A 13,397-nucleotide genomic window follows, 5' to 3' on the forward strand; every position below is an offset into this window, starting at 1 on the left:
AGGAGAGGCCGGGAGTTGGGCCGTGGCCGGCGGTCCGGGAAAATTCGTCCGGCAGGTCCGTCACGAAAACGGCTGGCATGCCGTCTATTTCATGACCCGGAAGCTGAATGACCGCCCTGCTGGAGGAGATCATCGTGACCGCATCACCTGCCCGCGTCTTCGCCGCGATCACCGAGCTGTGGCCGCCCGAACGTCCGAACCCGGTGATCGGCAAGGCCGTCGTGCTCGGCGGCAGCATCGCCGGGCTGCTGGCCGCGCGGGTGCTCGCCGATCACGCGGACAGCGTCGTGATCATCGATCGGGACGAGCTGCGGGGGACCGGACCGCGGCGCGGCGTGCCGCAGAGCACCCAGTTACACGCGCTGCTCCCCGGCGGCCTCCTCCACCTGGAACGCCTGTTCCCGGGTTTCAACCGGGAGGCTCTGGCGCTCGGGGCGGTCGCGGTGCCGCCCGAGAGCAGGGTGACCTACGTGGACGGCCGGCGCAAGGTCGTCGTGCCCGACGAGAGCGAGATCCTGGCGGGCAGCCGCCCCTTCCTGGAAGGGCTGGTCCGCCGGCGCGTGCTCCAGCTCCCGAACGTCAAGGTGGTGCAGGCCAGGGGCACCGGACTCGTCATCGACGGCGACGCGGTGACCGGGGTCCGCACCGACTCCGACGGGATGGACGGTGTCGAGAGCGCCGACCTCGTCGTGGACGCCATGGGACGTTCCAGCAGGCTGTCCGACTGGCTGGAGCAGGGCGGCTGGGAACGCCCGCCGCTACGGCGGATGACGCTCGACCTCAACTACGCGACGGCGTACTTCCGGAGGCGGGAGCAGAATCCGGAGCACACCGTGGTCATGAGCGCGTACACGGAGAAGTCGAGAGTCGACGTGGCCGGGGTCGCCTTCTTCGCCGTCGAGGACGACCGGTGGATGCTCATGATGGCCGGCTACGGCGACGACCGCCCGGGGAGCACGCGGGACGACCTGCTGCGCCGGATGCGGTCCGACTTCCCGCCCGAGTTCGCCGCCCTGGCCGGTGAGGAGCTGATCGGCGACATCGCCACCTACCGTCACCCGGACAGCCGCCGCCGGGACTACCACGCGCTGCGGCGGTTCCCGGCCGGCCTCGTCAGCGTCGGCGACGCGGTCGCGTCGTTCAACCCGGTGTACGGCCAGGGGATGACGTCCGCGGCGCTGCACGCGGCGGCGCTGTCGATGTACCTGCGGTCGGCGCCGGACCTGCGGGCGCCGGCCCGGGAGTTCTTCGCCCTGCAGAAGGTGGTGGTGGACGCGGCCTGGACCACGTCCACGTCCGCCGATCTGGCGCTGCCGCACGTGGACGGGCCCTACCCGCCCGGCTACGCGCTGACGAAGCCGATCGCGGACCGGGTGCTCAACGCCACCGTCACGGACGTGCGGATCGCCCGGGTGTTCAACGAGGTCGTCTCCATGCTCAGGCATCCGAACGACCTGGCCAAGCCCGGCATAGTGCTGCGCTCGCTGCTCATCCGCTAGACCTGGGGTGCGTCAGGGGCGAGCCTCCTGCCTGACGATCGCCACCGGGCAGGGCGAGTGCCGCAACAGGGTCGCCGTCACCGAGCCGAACCTTCCACGCGGACTCCCCACCACGATCAAGGTCGCGTCGGCCACCTCGGCGAGTGCCTCGCCGGCTCGCGAATGCGGCGTGCGCGCCTCGATCGCGAGCTCCGGGTTCTGCTCCCGCCACGGCAGGAGGACCCGGGTCAGCCAATCCTCGGCCGCGTTCCGGACGGCGAGCGGGTCGAGGGCCGGCAGGGTGACGCCGCCCCAGGCCACCGGAGGCGGGTGCCAGGCATGGACGACGATCAGCGGAAGGCGCCGCATGGCCGCTTCCGCGCAGGCGAAGCCCAGCACCGCGTCGGCCTTGTCATCGTCGGCGATGCCCGCCACGATCGGCCCGGGGTGGGGCCTGCGTGGCAGCGATCCCCGGCCGCGTACGACGATCACCGGGCACCGTGCATGGGCCACCGCATGCGAGGCCACGGAGCCCGTGAGGGTCCGGGCCACCGCGCCCGGTCCGCGGGAGCCGACCACGAGCAGTTCGGCATCGGCCGACAGTTCCTCCAGCCGCCCGGCCGCCGACCCTTCGTACAGGTCGGCTCGCACGTCAAGCCCGGGAGCGCTGGCTCGCGCGCAGTCGGTTCCGTGCCACAGCACGTGCTCGGCCGCGCGCTGCAGCGAGTCACGGGCCGCCTGGTCCCCCTCGCCGTACGGCCAATGCCAGGCATGGCAGACGGTGAGAGGAAGGGTACGGAGCTCGGCCTCGTCCATCGCCCAGTCCAGGGCCTGCATCGAGTGGTCGGAGCCGTCGTAGCCGATGACCACGCCCAAGGTGTCGTTCACACCTCCCACTCTCGGCAGACCGCGAGGCTGTGGGGCAGGCCGCGAGGGGCCGGTACTGAAAGCTTTCACATTTCCTGGCCGGCTTTTGCCGTCACCGGCGGGCACTCGGCCGGCGCCGGCCGGCTTCAGAGGCCGTGGATGCGGCGGCCGGTGATCTGGTGGGGCACGACGCGGATGTACAGGTGGCGCTCGCCGCCCGCCCACGGGGTGACCTCGGCATCGGTCACGGTGGCCAGTTCGTCGTCAGGGACGTGGTGGGCGGGCCCTTGGACGAGGACGCTCCAGCCCGCGCGCTGGGCCTCGTCGATCCGGTCCACCTGGAAACCGATCTTGATCTCGACGCCCTCCAGCCCGGTCCTCAGGTCCTTGTCCATGGGGCCGCCGTGCGCGGTCCTGAAGACGATGGCGCCGTCGTGGAGCTTGTAGTTGACGGGCAGTACCGTGGGCCCGTACGAGCCCTGGAACGCGACCCGGCCGATCCCGCCGGGTGCGATCAGGCGCAGGCACTCCTCGGGCTCCAGCACCTCCAGGACCGGTTCGGCCATGGCCGGGCCGGGTCCTGGCGGGCGGTCCCGGCCGCCGCCCAGCAGGTCCGCCACGGTGGTCTCCAGCGCCCCGGCCAGCCGGGTCACCGTGCCCATGTCGGGGGTGCCCAGGTGGTCTTCCAGGTACTGGACGTAGCCGGCCGACATGTCCGCGCGGTCGGCGACCTGTTCCAGGGTGAGGTCGAGCCTCGTACGGTGATGGGTGATGCGACGCCCGAAGTCGCCGGTGTGTGTCATGAGCGTGTCCTCCCCATGGTGATGACGTGACCGGCGGCACGTCGTGGTTGACGCGCTCTGCCTGGGGGGAAGCTACCCATTCGCCTGCCGTACCGGACAGGGTCCTTCGGCCCGACCCTTCGGGCGGAACGGCTCGACCACCAGGGGGGACATGATGGTGGTGGACACAAGGCTTGGCAAACCAGGAGCCGGCGTGCTTCGCCGGGCGCCCGCGGTGTGATGCGCTGAGCCCATCGTCTCCTGGAGGTGCACCATGAGCATCCGATCGCCGAAGCGGGCACTGGACGCCGCGGTGGAAGCCGGCCGCTGGGCCCCGTCCGTGCACAACACCCAGCCCTGGTCCTTCGCCGTCACCGGGGAGGAGATCAGCCTGCGGGCCGACACCTCCAGGAAGCTTCCGGTGAGTGACGCCGCCGGCCGGGAGCTGCTGATCAGCTGCGGTGCCGCCCTGTTCACCATGAGCACCGCGATGCGCTGCGAGGGCTACGAACCCGCCGTCCGCATCCTGCCCGATCCCGACCGGCCGGGCCTGGTGGCCACGATCCGGCCGGGTGAGGAGCTGGAGGCCGACGAGCTGACACGGGTTCTCGGCGGTGAGATCGAGCGGCGGCGTACCCATCGGGCCGGTTTCGCCGACGTACCGCTTCCCGACCGGCTCATCGAGTCGCTGGCCAGGGGCGCCATGAGGGAGGGCGCCAAGCTGACGCCCATCCGCGCGCCGGCCGCGGTGCACGTGCTCGCGGCGCTCACGCAGGCGGCTCAGGGCGTTCAGGCGCAGGACGAGCGGTTCAGCCTGGAGCTCATCCGCTGGTCCCGGCCACCGGGCAGCACCCGTACCGACGGGGTGCCTGCCGAGGCCTACCCGCGCGAGCCGGTGCCGACGGAGCCGGACTTTCCGCAGCGCCGGTATTCCTGGCGGCACGGCTGGGGCACGCGCGCCGAGCCGGCCGAGGTGTCGACCGGGGTGGTGGCCGTGGTGACCACGCGGGGTGACGGCCGCGAGGAGTGGATCGCGGCCGGTCAGGCGCTGCAGCGCGTCCTGCTGCACGCCTCCGCGCACGGGGTCAGCGCCGCCTTCCACACGCAGGCCCTGGAGCTGGATCTGCTGCGGGAGTTCCTGCGCCAGGAGCTCTGCTCCGGTGAGTACCCGCAGATGGTCATGCGGCTGGGGGTCACCTTCGACAGCAAGGACGTCCCCCGCCGCCCGCTCACCGACATTCTGGAGTGACCAACGTCCCGCGGCGGCAGGTGGAGGCTCAGAGGCCCAGGTCCCGGGCGGCCATGGCGGTGCCCTCGACCCGGGCCCGGATCTTGGCGAAGGCGAGGTCGCGGGAGGTGGAGGTGTCGTCGGCGAAGGGCGAGAACCCGCAGTCGTCGCAGGTCCCCAGCCGGTCGGCCGGGAGATGGCGGGCGGCCGTCAGGACGCGATCGCGCACCTGTTCGGGCGTTTCCACGACGGGATCGACCGGGTCGACCACGCCGACGAAGATGCGTACGTCCGGGGGCGCGTGCTCGGCGACGACGGCCAGCACCTTCTCGGGGTCGGGTTCGCCGGCCAGCTGGAGGTAGAAGGCGCCGGCCCTGAGCTGGAACAGCCTGGGCAGCAGGCCGGCGTAGTCCACGTCGAGGCTGTGGGTGGAGTCCTGGTCCCCGCCCGGGCAGGTGTGTACGCCGATCCGCGCCCGCTCGCCGCCGGAGAAGCGTTCCAGGACCCGGTTGTTGAGCGCGACGAAGTCGTCCAGGACGCCGCCCGAGGGATCGAGCTTGAGCGCGAGGCGGCCTTCGGTGAAGTCGAGTTGCACCATGTGCGCGCCGCCGTCCAGGCAGCCGCGGATGTCGGCCTCGGCCTGGTCGGCGAGGTCGTCGAGGAACGTCTCGCGCGGGTAGCCGTCGATGCCGCCGGCCGGGTACAGCAGGCTGAGGGCCGACGGCGCGATGACGGCCTGCTTGACCGGCACCTTCGCGTACCGTCGCGCGGTCTCCAGGTAGCGCGCGGCCTGCACGGTGTACCGGAACGGCCCGCCCGTCAGGCGCGGCAACTGCCGGGTGTGCCCGTCGGCGAACGGGATCACCGCCCCGTCCGGCGCGAGATCGGGCAGCCCCGAGATCGGATAGGTCGCGAAACTCGGCTTGGCCTGCTCACCGTCGGTCACGACCGGCGAGCCGAGCTCCTCAAGCCGGCTGATGGTGGCGGCCACCGCCTGGTCGGTGGATGCGGCCAGTTCGGCGTCGTCGATGCGGCCCTGCGCGTGCGCCTGCAGCGCGGCCAGCAGCTCGGGAGAGCGGGGGATGCTGCCGATCGGCTCGGTCGGAATGCCCATGACGCGACCATAGATCGCCCACCGCCCGCCATCAACGTTCGAATGCGGCGGCCTTCGAGCCCGGACGACCGCGGCGAGCCCTCTGTGACCTTCGCCCTTCCGGGGCGCCGAAAGGCCCCGGCGAACTCGTCCGCATGGTGGGCAGATGGGAGACTGGTCGGTGTGGAGAGCGAGCACAGGCCGCTGCTGCCGAACATGCGGCTCGACGAGCTGCTGGCCGAGTTGCAGGTGCGGCTGAACGCCGTGCTGGCCACCCGGGACCGGGTGCACGCGCTGCTGGAAGCGGTCGTGTCGGTGGGCAGCGACCTCGATCTGGAGACGGTGCTGCGCCGCATCGTGGAGACGGCGACCACGCTGGTCGACGCCAGCTACGGGGCGCTCGGCGTGGTGGGGGAGGAGCAGACGCTCCTGCAGTTCATCCCGGTGGGGCTGAGCGATGAGGAGATCGCCAGGATCGAGCACTGGCCGCACGGCCTGGGGCTGCTGGGGCTGCTGATCAAGGATGCGCGGCCGTTGCGGCTGAGCCGGATCTCCGACCATGCGGAGTCGTACGGGTTCCCGCCCGGCCACCCGCCGATGGGCACGTTCCTCGGCGTCCCGGTACGGGTGCGAGACGAGGTTTTCGGAAACCTTTACCTGACGGAGAAGCGCGGCGGCGGCGACTTCGACGAGGAGGACGAGGCCGTGGTGATCGCGCTGGCCAGCGCCGCGGGCGTGGCGGTCGAGAACGCCCGGCTGTATGAGGAGTCGCGGCGCCGGGAGACCTGGCTGCAGGCGTCCTCGGAGGTCACCACGATCCTGCTGTCGGGCGCCGAGCCGCGTGAGGTGCTGAGCGTGGTCGCCGCCCGGGCCCGCGAGATGGGGGACGCGGACCTGGTGCAGGTGCTGCTGCCGGACCCGTCGAAGCAGTCGCTGATCGTGGAGGTGGCGGAGGGCGACGGCGCGGACGAAGTGCTGGGGACGGCGTTCGAGGTGGCGGCCACGCTCGCCGGTGAGGTGTTCACCCAGGGCGAGCCGATGTCCGGGCCCGACACGCGGGAGGCGGGGTCGCCGTTGCGCGAGCTGGGCTACGGGCCGGTGCTGATGATCCCGCTGGGCGCGGCCTCGGCGGTGCGCGGGGTGCTGGTGCTGGCCAAGCGGAGCGGGAGGCCGCGGTTCAGCAGGATCGACCGGCAGGTGTTGCGGGGGTTCGCGGACCAGGCGGCGATCGCGCTGGAGCTGGCCGAGGCGCGCAGGGACGCCGAGCGGCTCGGCCTGCTGGAGGACCGGGACCGGATCGCCAAGGACCTGCACGACGTGGTGATCCAGCGGTTGTTCGCGACCGCTATGACGTTGATGAGCACGGTCCGGCTGGTGGACCATCCCGAGGCCGGTAAGCGGTTGCAGCATGCGGTGGACGAGCTGGACGCGACGATCCGGCAGATCCGCTCGTCGATCTTCGCGTTGCAGGGGCCGCTGGGCGAGGTCGCGCCCACGCTGCGCGGGCAGATCGTGGATCTCGTGGAGGGGGCCGGCGGCCATCTGGGCTTCATGCCCGGCCTGCGGATGGAGGGGCAGCTCGACACGCTCGTGCCCGAGCCCGTCGCCGAGCACCTGCTGGCGGTGCTGCGCGAGGCCCTGTCCAACGTCGTACGCCACTCCCACGCCGCCCATGCCGAGGTCGCCGTCGAGGTCGCGGCCGACCAGGTGATCCTTGATGTCACGGACGACGGCGTGGGAGCGGGAGAGAGCGGGCGCCGCAGCGGCCTGCGCAACATCGAGGACCGCGCCGCCCGGCTCGGGGGCACGGCGCAGCTGGATACGCCCGGTGGTGGCGGCACCCGGCTACGCTGGCGCGTTCCGCTGGGGAGCCTGGACTAGCGCCGGTCCAGGGGAGACGGTGCCTTACTCGCGTACGTTCCGCCGGGCAGGCACCCGGGACGAAGGTCCCTTTCGGTCGGGCCGTAGTGCTCTGCTCCGGGGTGATCGGCTGCGGTGTGCTTGGGGCGTGACAAAGACGACGCTTCCGCCTCGAAAGGGGGCCGTCATGGCCACCACCGTCAACTCGCCCGTCGCGCAGATCACCGCCGCGCGCCGTCCGGTCGATCACCTCTGGGCGATCGCCCGGATCTCGATCGGCTGGATCTTCCTCTGGGCGTTCCTGGACAAGGCGTTCGGCTGGGGGTTCGCGACTCCGGCCGCCAAGGCGTGGGTCGTGGGCGGGAGCCCGACGACCGGGTTCCTGAAGGGGACCGGCGACAAGGCGCTGGGCGGGTTCTTCGCGGGCCTTGCCGGGCAGGCCTGGGTGGACTGGCTGTTCATGGCCGGTCTGCTGGGTGTCGGACTGGCGCTGGTCCTGGGCGTCGGGACGAAGATCGCAGCGGGTGCGGGCACGGCCATGCTGGTGCTCATGTGGGCGGCCGAGCTGCCGCTGGACACCAACCCCTTCATGGACGAGCACATCGTCTACGCGATCGTGCTGATCGGGCTGGCGCTCGCCGGAACCGGCCGCACGCTGGGGCTCGGCAACCTGCCGGTGGTCCGGCGGAACGCCTGGCTGCAGTAGTGCGCACGACCGGACGCCCACCTCCCGGTGACCGGAGGTGGGCGTCGCGTTGCGCGGGCCTGATCGCCGGTCCGTCGGGCCCCGCCGCGCGTCAAGGGGCAGGCCAGCGGCTCCACGTGGCGGGTCACAGGCTCCAAGGGGCGGGTCAGCCGCTCCACGGGGCCAGGGGCCGCAAGGGGCGGGTCAGGGGCTTCGAAAGGCGGGTCAGGGGCGCGGATCGATCCCGTCAAGGAAATCCCTGATCAGCCGCGTCACCTCGTCGAGGGCGCTTTCCAGGAGGAAGTGGCCGCCGTCCAGGAGGTGGATCCGGGCGTCGGGAAGGTCGCCGGCGAACGCGCGGGCGCCGTCGGGGCCGAAGATCTCATCGCCCTTGCCCCAGACGGCGAGCAGGGGCGGCTGACGTTCGCGAAGGTAGGCGTGGAAGCGGGGATAGAGCGGCGGGTTGGTGGCGTAGTCGAGGAACAGGTCCAGTTGGACGCGGTCGTTCCCCGGCCGGGAGACCAGGGCGTAGTCGTGGTGCCAGGTGTCGGGGCTGACGAGGGTCTCGTCGGGCACGCCGGTGAGGTACTGCCACCGGATCGCGTCGAGGGTGAGCGCCTGCCGGACGGCATTCTCGGTCTGAGGTGTCTGCTCGCGGTGGTAGTCCCAGACGGTGGCCCAGAATCCCGGGACGAAACCTGCTTCGTAGGCGTTGCCGTTCTGGGTGATGATGGCGGTGATCGCGTCCGGGTCGTTCAGGGCGAGCCGCCAGCCGATGGGGGCGCCGTAGTCCTGGACGTAGAGGGCGTAGCGGGAGACGCCGAGCCGGTCCAGCAGGCCCGCGGTGAGCTCGGTGAGGGCGTCGAAGGTGTAGGCGAACTCGTCGGCGGGCGGGGCGTCGGACAGCCCGAACCCCAGGTGGTCGGGGGCGATGACGTGGTAGCGGTCGGCCAGTGCCGGGATGAGCTCGCGGAACATGAACGAGCTGGTCGGGAAGCCGTGGAGCAGGACGAGCGCGGGCGCGTCCGCGGGTCCGGCCTCGCGGTAGAACAGCCGCCGGCCCTGCACGGTCGCGTAACGGTGGTGGACGTTCCCCATGACTAACCCCCAAAATTGGATTCAATAGTTAGACGGAAGCAGAAGGAATGCTAACCTGTCAAGCGGACATGAAAGGTTAGGGATGTTCGAGGCGATGACATGGGTGGATGAAGACGTGCTGCTGGACGTGCTCAACAGCACCCCGCTCGTCGACGGGGTCCCTCAGGACCTCCTTGCCGATCCGGCCGAGGCGCGTGCCTGGCTGCGGCAGCGTGGCGGTGAGGGGTCGGCGCAGGAACGCGATGCCGTACGGGAGGTCAGGGACGCGTTGCAAGGGGTGCTTCGGGGCGCCCTGCCGGTGAGCGCCCTGGGGCCGTTCCTCGAAGGCGCCGGTTGCCGTCCGGCCATGTCGGAGCAGGGCGTGGAATGGTCACTCGACGTGCTGCCCGGGCGGGCGATGAGCGTCGGAGTCGTGCTGGCCTGGGACGCTGTGCGGAGGGCGCGGCCTGGGCGGCTCAGGCCCTGCGCGAACGGCGAGTGCCGGCTGTTCCTCCTCGATCGCAGCAAGACCAACCGGGCTCGCTGGTGCTCCATGGCCGTGTGCGGGAACAGGATGAAGGCCCGGCGGCACTATCAGCGGACGCACCAGCCGCCGGCCGGCTGAAGCCGGTCCACGCACCGCCCGCGTGTGGAGGCGTGCGGAGGCGTGCGAAAGGCGGGCGGGGGCGGACGTCGCGGTTGAGTGGGCTCTCAGGGTCTCTCAGCGAGGCCACAGGCCCGGTGGGCGAGCATGACCAGGTCGTGATGGCACGGGTCGAGGAGCCTGGATGAGAGCTGACGCAGTGGGCGGGTGGCCGCGTCTCGCGGCGGTGTGGTGTTCGGCCTACGGTGCGGCCAACGTGTGGTGGCTGGCGAATCCGGGCTCCCCGTTCGCTCCTCCCGAGGAGGTGTTCTCGCCCGGGCGGTGGATGGCGGTGGCGCTGGCCTTCTCGGCCGCGGTGGCGTGCTCGCTGATCGCCGCGGGCGCCGGGCAGCGCCGGCCGGCGCCCGCGCGGTGGACGCTGGTGGGGGTGGCATGGGTGGCCGGCGCCGGGCTGATCCTGTACTCGTACATGCTGGCCATCAGCGTCGCGACCCTGCTGTTCGGCGAGGTCGACGACTGGGGGAGCCTGCTGGCCCGGGCGGCCGGGGCGACGGCGGGCGCGCTGACGCTGGTGTGCGCGGTGGCCGAGCAGCGCAGGGTCCGGCGGGCCTGTCCGCACTGCGCCCGGGTCCATGGCCGTTCGCCTGAGCGGCGCACCGATCCCGCGCCGTGGTGGGCCCGTCTGGCCGCCTACGTCGCGATCGCCGGCTGTTCGGTCCGCGTGGCCGCGCTGATCCTGGACTCGGTCACGGCGCACAGGCCGCCGTTCGCGCTCGGTACGCCCTTCGCCGTCTTCGTGGTGCTGCTGATCCTGGCCGGCACCCTGCTGCCGCTGGCCCTGGTCCACCGGTTCGGCAGGATCTGGCCACGGTGGGTGGTCCCCCTGGCGGGGCGTGACGTGCCGCGCTGGCTCGTACTCGGGCCCGCCTGGTTCGTGGGCGCCGGCCTGGCGGGCTATTTCGGCGTGGCCGGGATGGCGGCCTGGCTCCTCGGCGAGGGCAACCTGGCCCAGGCCCCGGTCTGGAGGGTCTCGATGGAGATGTTCGGCTACACGGCGTGGGGCCTCGGTCTGCTCGTCGCCGCGGTGTCCTACTACGGACTGACCAGGCCGGCGTGTCCTCTCCCGAACTCGCCGTACCGGGTGCCCATGCCCCTTGCGTGAGGGCTCTAGGAAGGGCCGTCGCGGCGCTCCGCCCGCAGTCGCGCGGCCAGCGCCGCCGCCTGCGTACGGCGCTGCATGTCGAGCTTGGACAGCAGGTTGGAGACGTAGTTCTTGACGGTCTTCTCGGCCAGGAACATGCGCTCGCCGATCTGCCGGTTGGTGAGCCCTTCCCCGATGAGGTCCAGGATGTTCCGCTCCTGCTCGGTCAGCGCGGCCAGGGGGTCCTTCCTGGCGGCCTGGTCACGCAGCCGCTGCAGCATGGCGGCGGTGGTCTGCGGGTCGAGCAGCGACTGGCCCGACGCCACCGTGCGTACCGCGCCGATCAGGTCGGAGCCGTGGATCTGCTTGAGCACGTAGCCGGAGGCGCCGGCCATCACCGCCTCGAACAAGGCGTCGTCGTCGGCGTACGAGGTCAGCATGAGGCACTTGAGACCCGGGAGCCGGGAACGCACCTCGCGGCAGACGTCGACACCGTTGCCGTCGGGCAGTCGCACGTCCAGGACCGCGACGTCCGGCTGGAGCGCGGGAATGCGGGCCATCGCCGACTCGGCGGTGCCCGCCTCGCCGATGACCTCGATGTCGTCCTCCGACTCCAGCAGGGCGGCCACACCCCGGCGGACGACCTCGTGATCGTCGACGAGGAACACACGAATCATGCGTGCGACGCTAGCCGAACGGCACCATGGCCGGAAGCAGGGGTTGTCACAAAGCTTGGTGCCGAAGGTCCCATGAAGAAGGTGCCTTTCGACGCTGGACCAGGCGTGATCTCGGTTCAGTCCGCCGCCCGCCGTCCGGCCTGCTCGACCGACGCAGGGGCGGGCGCGCGCCGGTCGCCCGGCACAGCCGAGGACCGCGGCGGCGGGATGCCCAGCAGGCGGGCGGCCCAGGACAGGGCGACGGCCAGGCGGCGGCGGCGTTGGTCGAACAGCGCCGGGTTCGCGTCCCTGGCCGGGGTGAGCAGGGGTTGTTGCCCGGCGATCAGTGCGGCATGGCCGGCGGCGGGTGGTCCCTGGTCCGCCTCGGGGGCCGGGCCGCCTTCCGCGTGCCGGGCGACCAGCCACAGGTGCAGGTCGAACCAGGGATCGCCGATCGCGGCCGATCCCCAGTCGGTCAGTACGAGGCGGCCATCGTGACACCACAGGTTCGGGGCATGCACGTCGCGGTGGATCAGGCTGTCCCCGCTGGTAGTCGCTTCGGCGGCCGTGGCGTGGAGGGCGGGCAGGTGGGTCGCCAGCCACCGGTCCGAGCAGACGTTCATGCGTAGCAGGCGTGCCGGGTCGGCGGCGATGGCCTCCCAGGGGTTCGCCGTCGTCTCCAGCCGGGGGACGCCGGGCGGCGCGGGCAGCTCGTGCAGGTCGTCGAGCAGCTTTCGGGTGGCCTCGACCAGCGGCGGAGTCCAGCGGCGAACCCAGCCGCGCGGCTCCAACGCCTCCAGCACCAGCATGGCGACCGGCTCGCGCGTGCCGCCCAGCAGCCGGGGCAGGAAGGGCCTGTCGCCCAGGGCCTCGTACACGGCCAGCTCCACCTCCAGCTCCGCTCGCGTGGCGGGGCCGGGACCGGCCTTGACGAACGCCGAACCGCCTCGGAACAGCTCCGCCATCCGGCGCACGGCCCTGGTGTGCCCGCCCTCGACCGGCCGCAGGGCGGTGACCTCCTCCCCGAGCACGCGGCCGGCCAGCCCGGCGATGTCCCGGTCGGTCAGGGACCTGCCGGCGACCTGGCGGCCGGACACGCGCGACAGGAGCAGCTCGGCCACCGGCTCGTTGGCGCGGCGGACCGCCTGCCTGCTGTCCGGGTCGGGCCGGCCGAGTGACTCGGTGACCAGGCGGGACACCAGGGCCCGCAGCAGGAGTTGGTCGATGTCGTCCGAGCCGTTCAGCTCGTCGAGGATCTCGGGCGGCGCGGCGTACCAGGCCAGCAGGTCCACGGCCGCGATCGCCAGCGCGTAGTCGGCCGGCCGGTGGCAGGGAGAGAAGTCGATCACCGCGGGCGGCCGGCCGGCCGCGAACAACACGTTGCCGGCGAGGTCGCCGTGCACCAGCTGGTCGGGCAGCCGTACCGGGCGCATGGCGGCGCGCAGCCCGGCGACGAGGTCGGCCAGCTCCGGCGCCGGCTCGACGTCGGCCCCGTCCCACGCCACCCGGTCGGCGACGGCCCACCGGTTACGGCCCCGGCCCAGCCAGGCCGGCGCCGGCCTGCCGGCGAGGGCCGCGTGGAACGCCCGCCCGGCGGCGACCAGCTCCGGCCACCGCTCCAGCGGAGCCGGCTCGCCGTCGACCCTGGCCCACGCCGCCCACCCGTCCACCACCCAGGAACCGCCGGCCGCCCGTACCGGCCGGGGCACCCGGAAACCGGGGCCGTGCAGCCCGGCGTACACGTCGGCCAGCCACGACGCCACCACCGGACGCCGGCCGGGCTTGAGCACCAGCTCACCCACCTGCCAGCAGGTGCCACCCCCTCCGGGCAGGCGCAGCGCCGGGCCGTCCGGCACCCCGAACGCCGCGCGCGCCTCAGCCGTCGGACCAAGCTCGCCTTCAGTTTCATAAGCCATACGTACGACC

The 13,397-nt window shown here is 72.2% G+C and carries 12 protein-coding genes; 6 read left to right on the plus strand and 6 right to left on the minus strand.

Features of this window, described 5'->3' with window-relative positions; translation table 11 throughout:
* The first annotated feature begins 107 nt into the window (after positions 1-107).
* Positions 108-1,499 carry an FAD-dependent oxidoreductase gene (locus BLS95_RS43565; protein ID WP_218136267.1) on the plus strand — a complete coding sequence of 464 codons (1,392 nt, stop codon included), beginning with the start codon at positions 108-110 and terminating at the stop codon, positions 1,497-1,499.
* 12 nt (positions 1,500-1,511) lie between these two features.
* On the opposite strand, the gene BLS95_RS43570 is transcribed toward BLS95_RS43565, so the two are convergent.
* Both BLS95_RS43570 and BLS95_RS43575 read right to left on the minus strand, forming a co-directional pair.
* Positions 1,512-2,366 carry a universal stress protein gene (locus BLS95_RS43570; protein ID WP_245765651.1) on the minus strand — a complete coding sequence of 285 codons (855 nt, stop codon included), beginning with the start codon at positions 2,364-2,366 and terminating at the stop codon, positions 1,512-1,514.
* A 125-nt stretch (positions 2,367-2,491) separates the two neighbouring features.
* A complete protein-coding gene (locus BLS95_RS43575) occupies positions 2,492-3,148 on the minus strand; it encodes a helix-turn-helix domain-containing protein (protein ID WP_090945484.1) in 657 nt (218 codons plus the stop codon).
* A 253-nt stretch (positions 3,149-3,401) separates the two neighbouring features.
* On the opposite strand from BLS95_RS43575, the gene BLS95_RS43580 reads away from it, so the two are divergent.
* Positions 3,402-4,376, plus strand: a complete 975-nt coding sequence (locus tag BLS95_RS43580) for an Acg family FMN-binding oxidoreductase (protein ID WP_090945485.1) — start codon at positions 3,402-3,404, stop codon at positions 4,374-4,376.
* A 28-nt stretch (positions 4,377-4,404) separates the two neighbouring features.
* On the opposite strand, the gene BLS95_RS43585 is transcribed toward BLS95_RS43580, so the two are convergent.
* Complete coding sequence (locus tag BLS95_RS43585) at positions 4,405-5,469, minus strand: uroporphyrinogen decarboxylase/cobalamine-independent methonine synthase family protein (RefSeq protein WP_090945486.1); 1,065 nt, start codon at positions 5,467-5,469, stop codon at positions 4,405-4,407.
* Positions 5,470-5,631: 162 nt separating this feature from the next.
* Between BLS95_RS43585 and BLS95_RS43590 the strand changes: the two genes are divergently transcribed.
* Positions 5,632-7,329: a sensor histidine kinase gene (locus BLS95_RS43590; RefSeq protein WP_425434789.1), complete on the plus strand. Its 1,698-nt coding sequence runs from the start codon at positions 5,632-5,634 to the stop codon at positions 7,327-7,329.
* 166 nt (positions 7,330-7,495) lie between these two features.
* Entirely contained in the window at positions 7,496-8,014 is a 519-nt protein-coding gene (locus tag BLS95_RS43595; RefSeq protein WP_090945488.1) for a DoxX family membrane protein, read from the plus strand.
* A 204-nt stretch (positions 8,015-8,218) separates the two neighbouring features.
* On the opposite strand, the gene BLS95_RS43600 is transcribed toward BLS95_RS43595, so the two are convergent.
* Positions 8,219-9,091, minus strand: coding sequence for an alpha/beta fold hydrolase (locus BLS95_RS43600; RefSeq protein ID WP_090945489.1), 873 nt, complete (start codon positions 9,089-9,091; stop codon positions 8,219-8,221).
* Positions 9,092-9,185: 94 nt separating this feature from the next.
* On the opposite strand from BLS95_RS43600, the gene BLS95_RS43605 reads away from it, so the two are divergent.
* Together BLS95_RS43605 and BLS95_RS43610 are read left to right on the plus strand one after the other, a co-directional pair.
* Entirely contained in the window at positions 9,186-9,695 is a 510-nt protein-coding gene (locus BLS95_RS43605) for a CGNR zinc finger domain-containing protein (protein WP_090945568.1), read from the plus strand.
* 163 nt (positions 9,696-9,858) lie between these two features.
* Positions 9,859-10,836, plus strand: coding sequence for a hypothetical protein (locus tag BLS95_RS43610; RefSeq protein ID WP_143044124.1), 978 nt, complete (start codon positions 9,859-9,861; stop codon positions 10,834-10,836).
* Positions 10,837-10,841: 5 nt separating this feature from the next.
* Here the strand turns inward: BLS95_RS43610 and BLS95_RS43615 are convergent, their stop codons facing one another.
* Together BLS95_RS43615 and BLS95_RS43620 are read right to left on the minus strand one after the other, a co-directional pair.
* A complete protein-coding gene (locus BLS95_RS43615; protein ID WP_090945491.1) occupies positions 10,842-11,492 on the minus strand; it encodes a response regulator transcription factor in 651 nt (216 codons plus the stop codon).
* A gap of 116 nt (positions 11,493-11,608) precedes the next feature.
* A complete protein-coding gene (locus tag BLS95_RS43620) occupies positions 11,609-13,387 on the minus strand; it encodes a hypothetical protein (RefSeq protein ID WP_143044125.1) in 1,779 nt (592 codons plus the stop codon).
* Between the last annotated feature and the right edge of the window lie 10 nt (positions 13,388-13,397).

The organism is Nonomuraea jiangxiensis, from assembly GCF_900099965.1.
Taxonomy (GTDB): Bacteria; Actinomycetota; Actinomycetes; order Streptosporangiales; family Streptosporangiaceae; genus Nonomuraea; species Nonomuraea jiangxiensis.

Excerpts from the sequence above, each read along its gene's own strand:
- BLS95_RS43565 (WP_218136267.1), top strand. The coding sequence starts at position 108 with ATGACCGCCCTGCTGGAGGAGATCATCGTGACCGCATCACCTGCCCGC.
- BLS95_RS43575 (WP_090945484.1), bottom strand. The coding sequence starts at position 3,148 with ATGACACACACCGGCGACTTCGGGCGTCGCATCACCCATCACCGTACG.
- BLS95_RS43580 (WP_090945485.1), top strand. The coding sequence starts at position 3,402 with ATGAGCATCCGATCGCCGAAGCGGGCACTGGACGCCGCGGTGGAAGCC.
- BLS95_RS43585 (WP_090945486.1), bottom strand. The coding sequence starts at position 5,469 with ATGGGCATTCCGACCGAGCCGATCGGCAGCATCCCCCGCTCTCCCGAG.
- BLS95_RS43595 (WP_090945488.1), top strand. The coding sequence starts at position 7,496 with ATGGCCACCACCGTCAACTCGCCCGTCGCGCAGATCACCGCCGCGCGC.
- BLS95_RS43600 (WP_090945489.1), bottom strand. The coding sequence starts at position 9,091 with ATGGGGAACGTCCACCACCGTTACGCGACCGTGCAGGGCCGGCGGCTG.
- BLS95_RS43605 (WP_090945568.1), top strand. The coding sequence starts at position 9,186 with ATGACATGGGTGGATGAAGACGTGCTGCTGGACGTGCTCAACAGCACC.
- BLS95_RS43610 (WP_143044124.1), top strand. The coding sequence starts at position 9,859 with ATGAGAGCTGACGCAGTGGGCGGGTGGCCGCGTCTCGCGGCGGTGTGG.
- BLS95_RS43615 (WP_090945491.1), bottom strand. The coding sequence starts at position 11,492 with ATGATTCGTGTGTTCCTCGTCGACGATCACGAGGTCGTCCGCCGGGGT.
- BLS95_RS43620 (WP_143044125.1), bottom strand. The coding sequence starts at position 13,387 with ATGGCTTATGAAACTGAAGGCGAGCTTGGTCCGACGGCTGAGGCGCGC.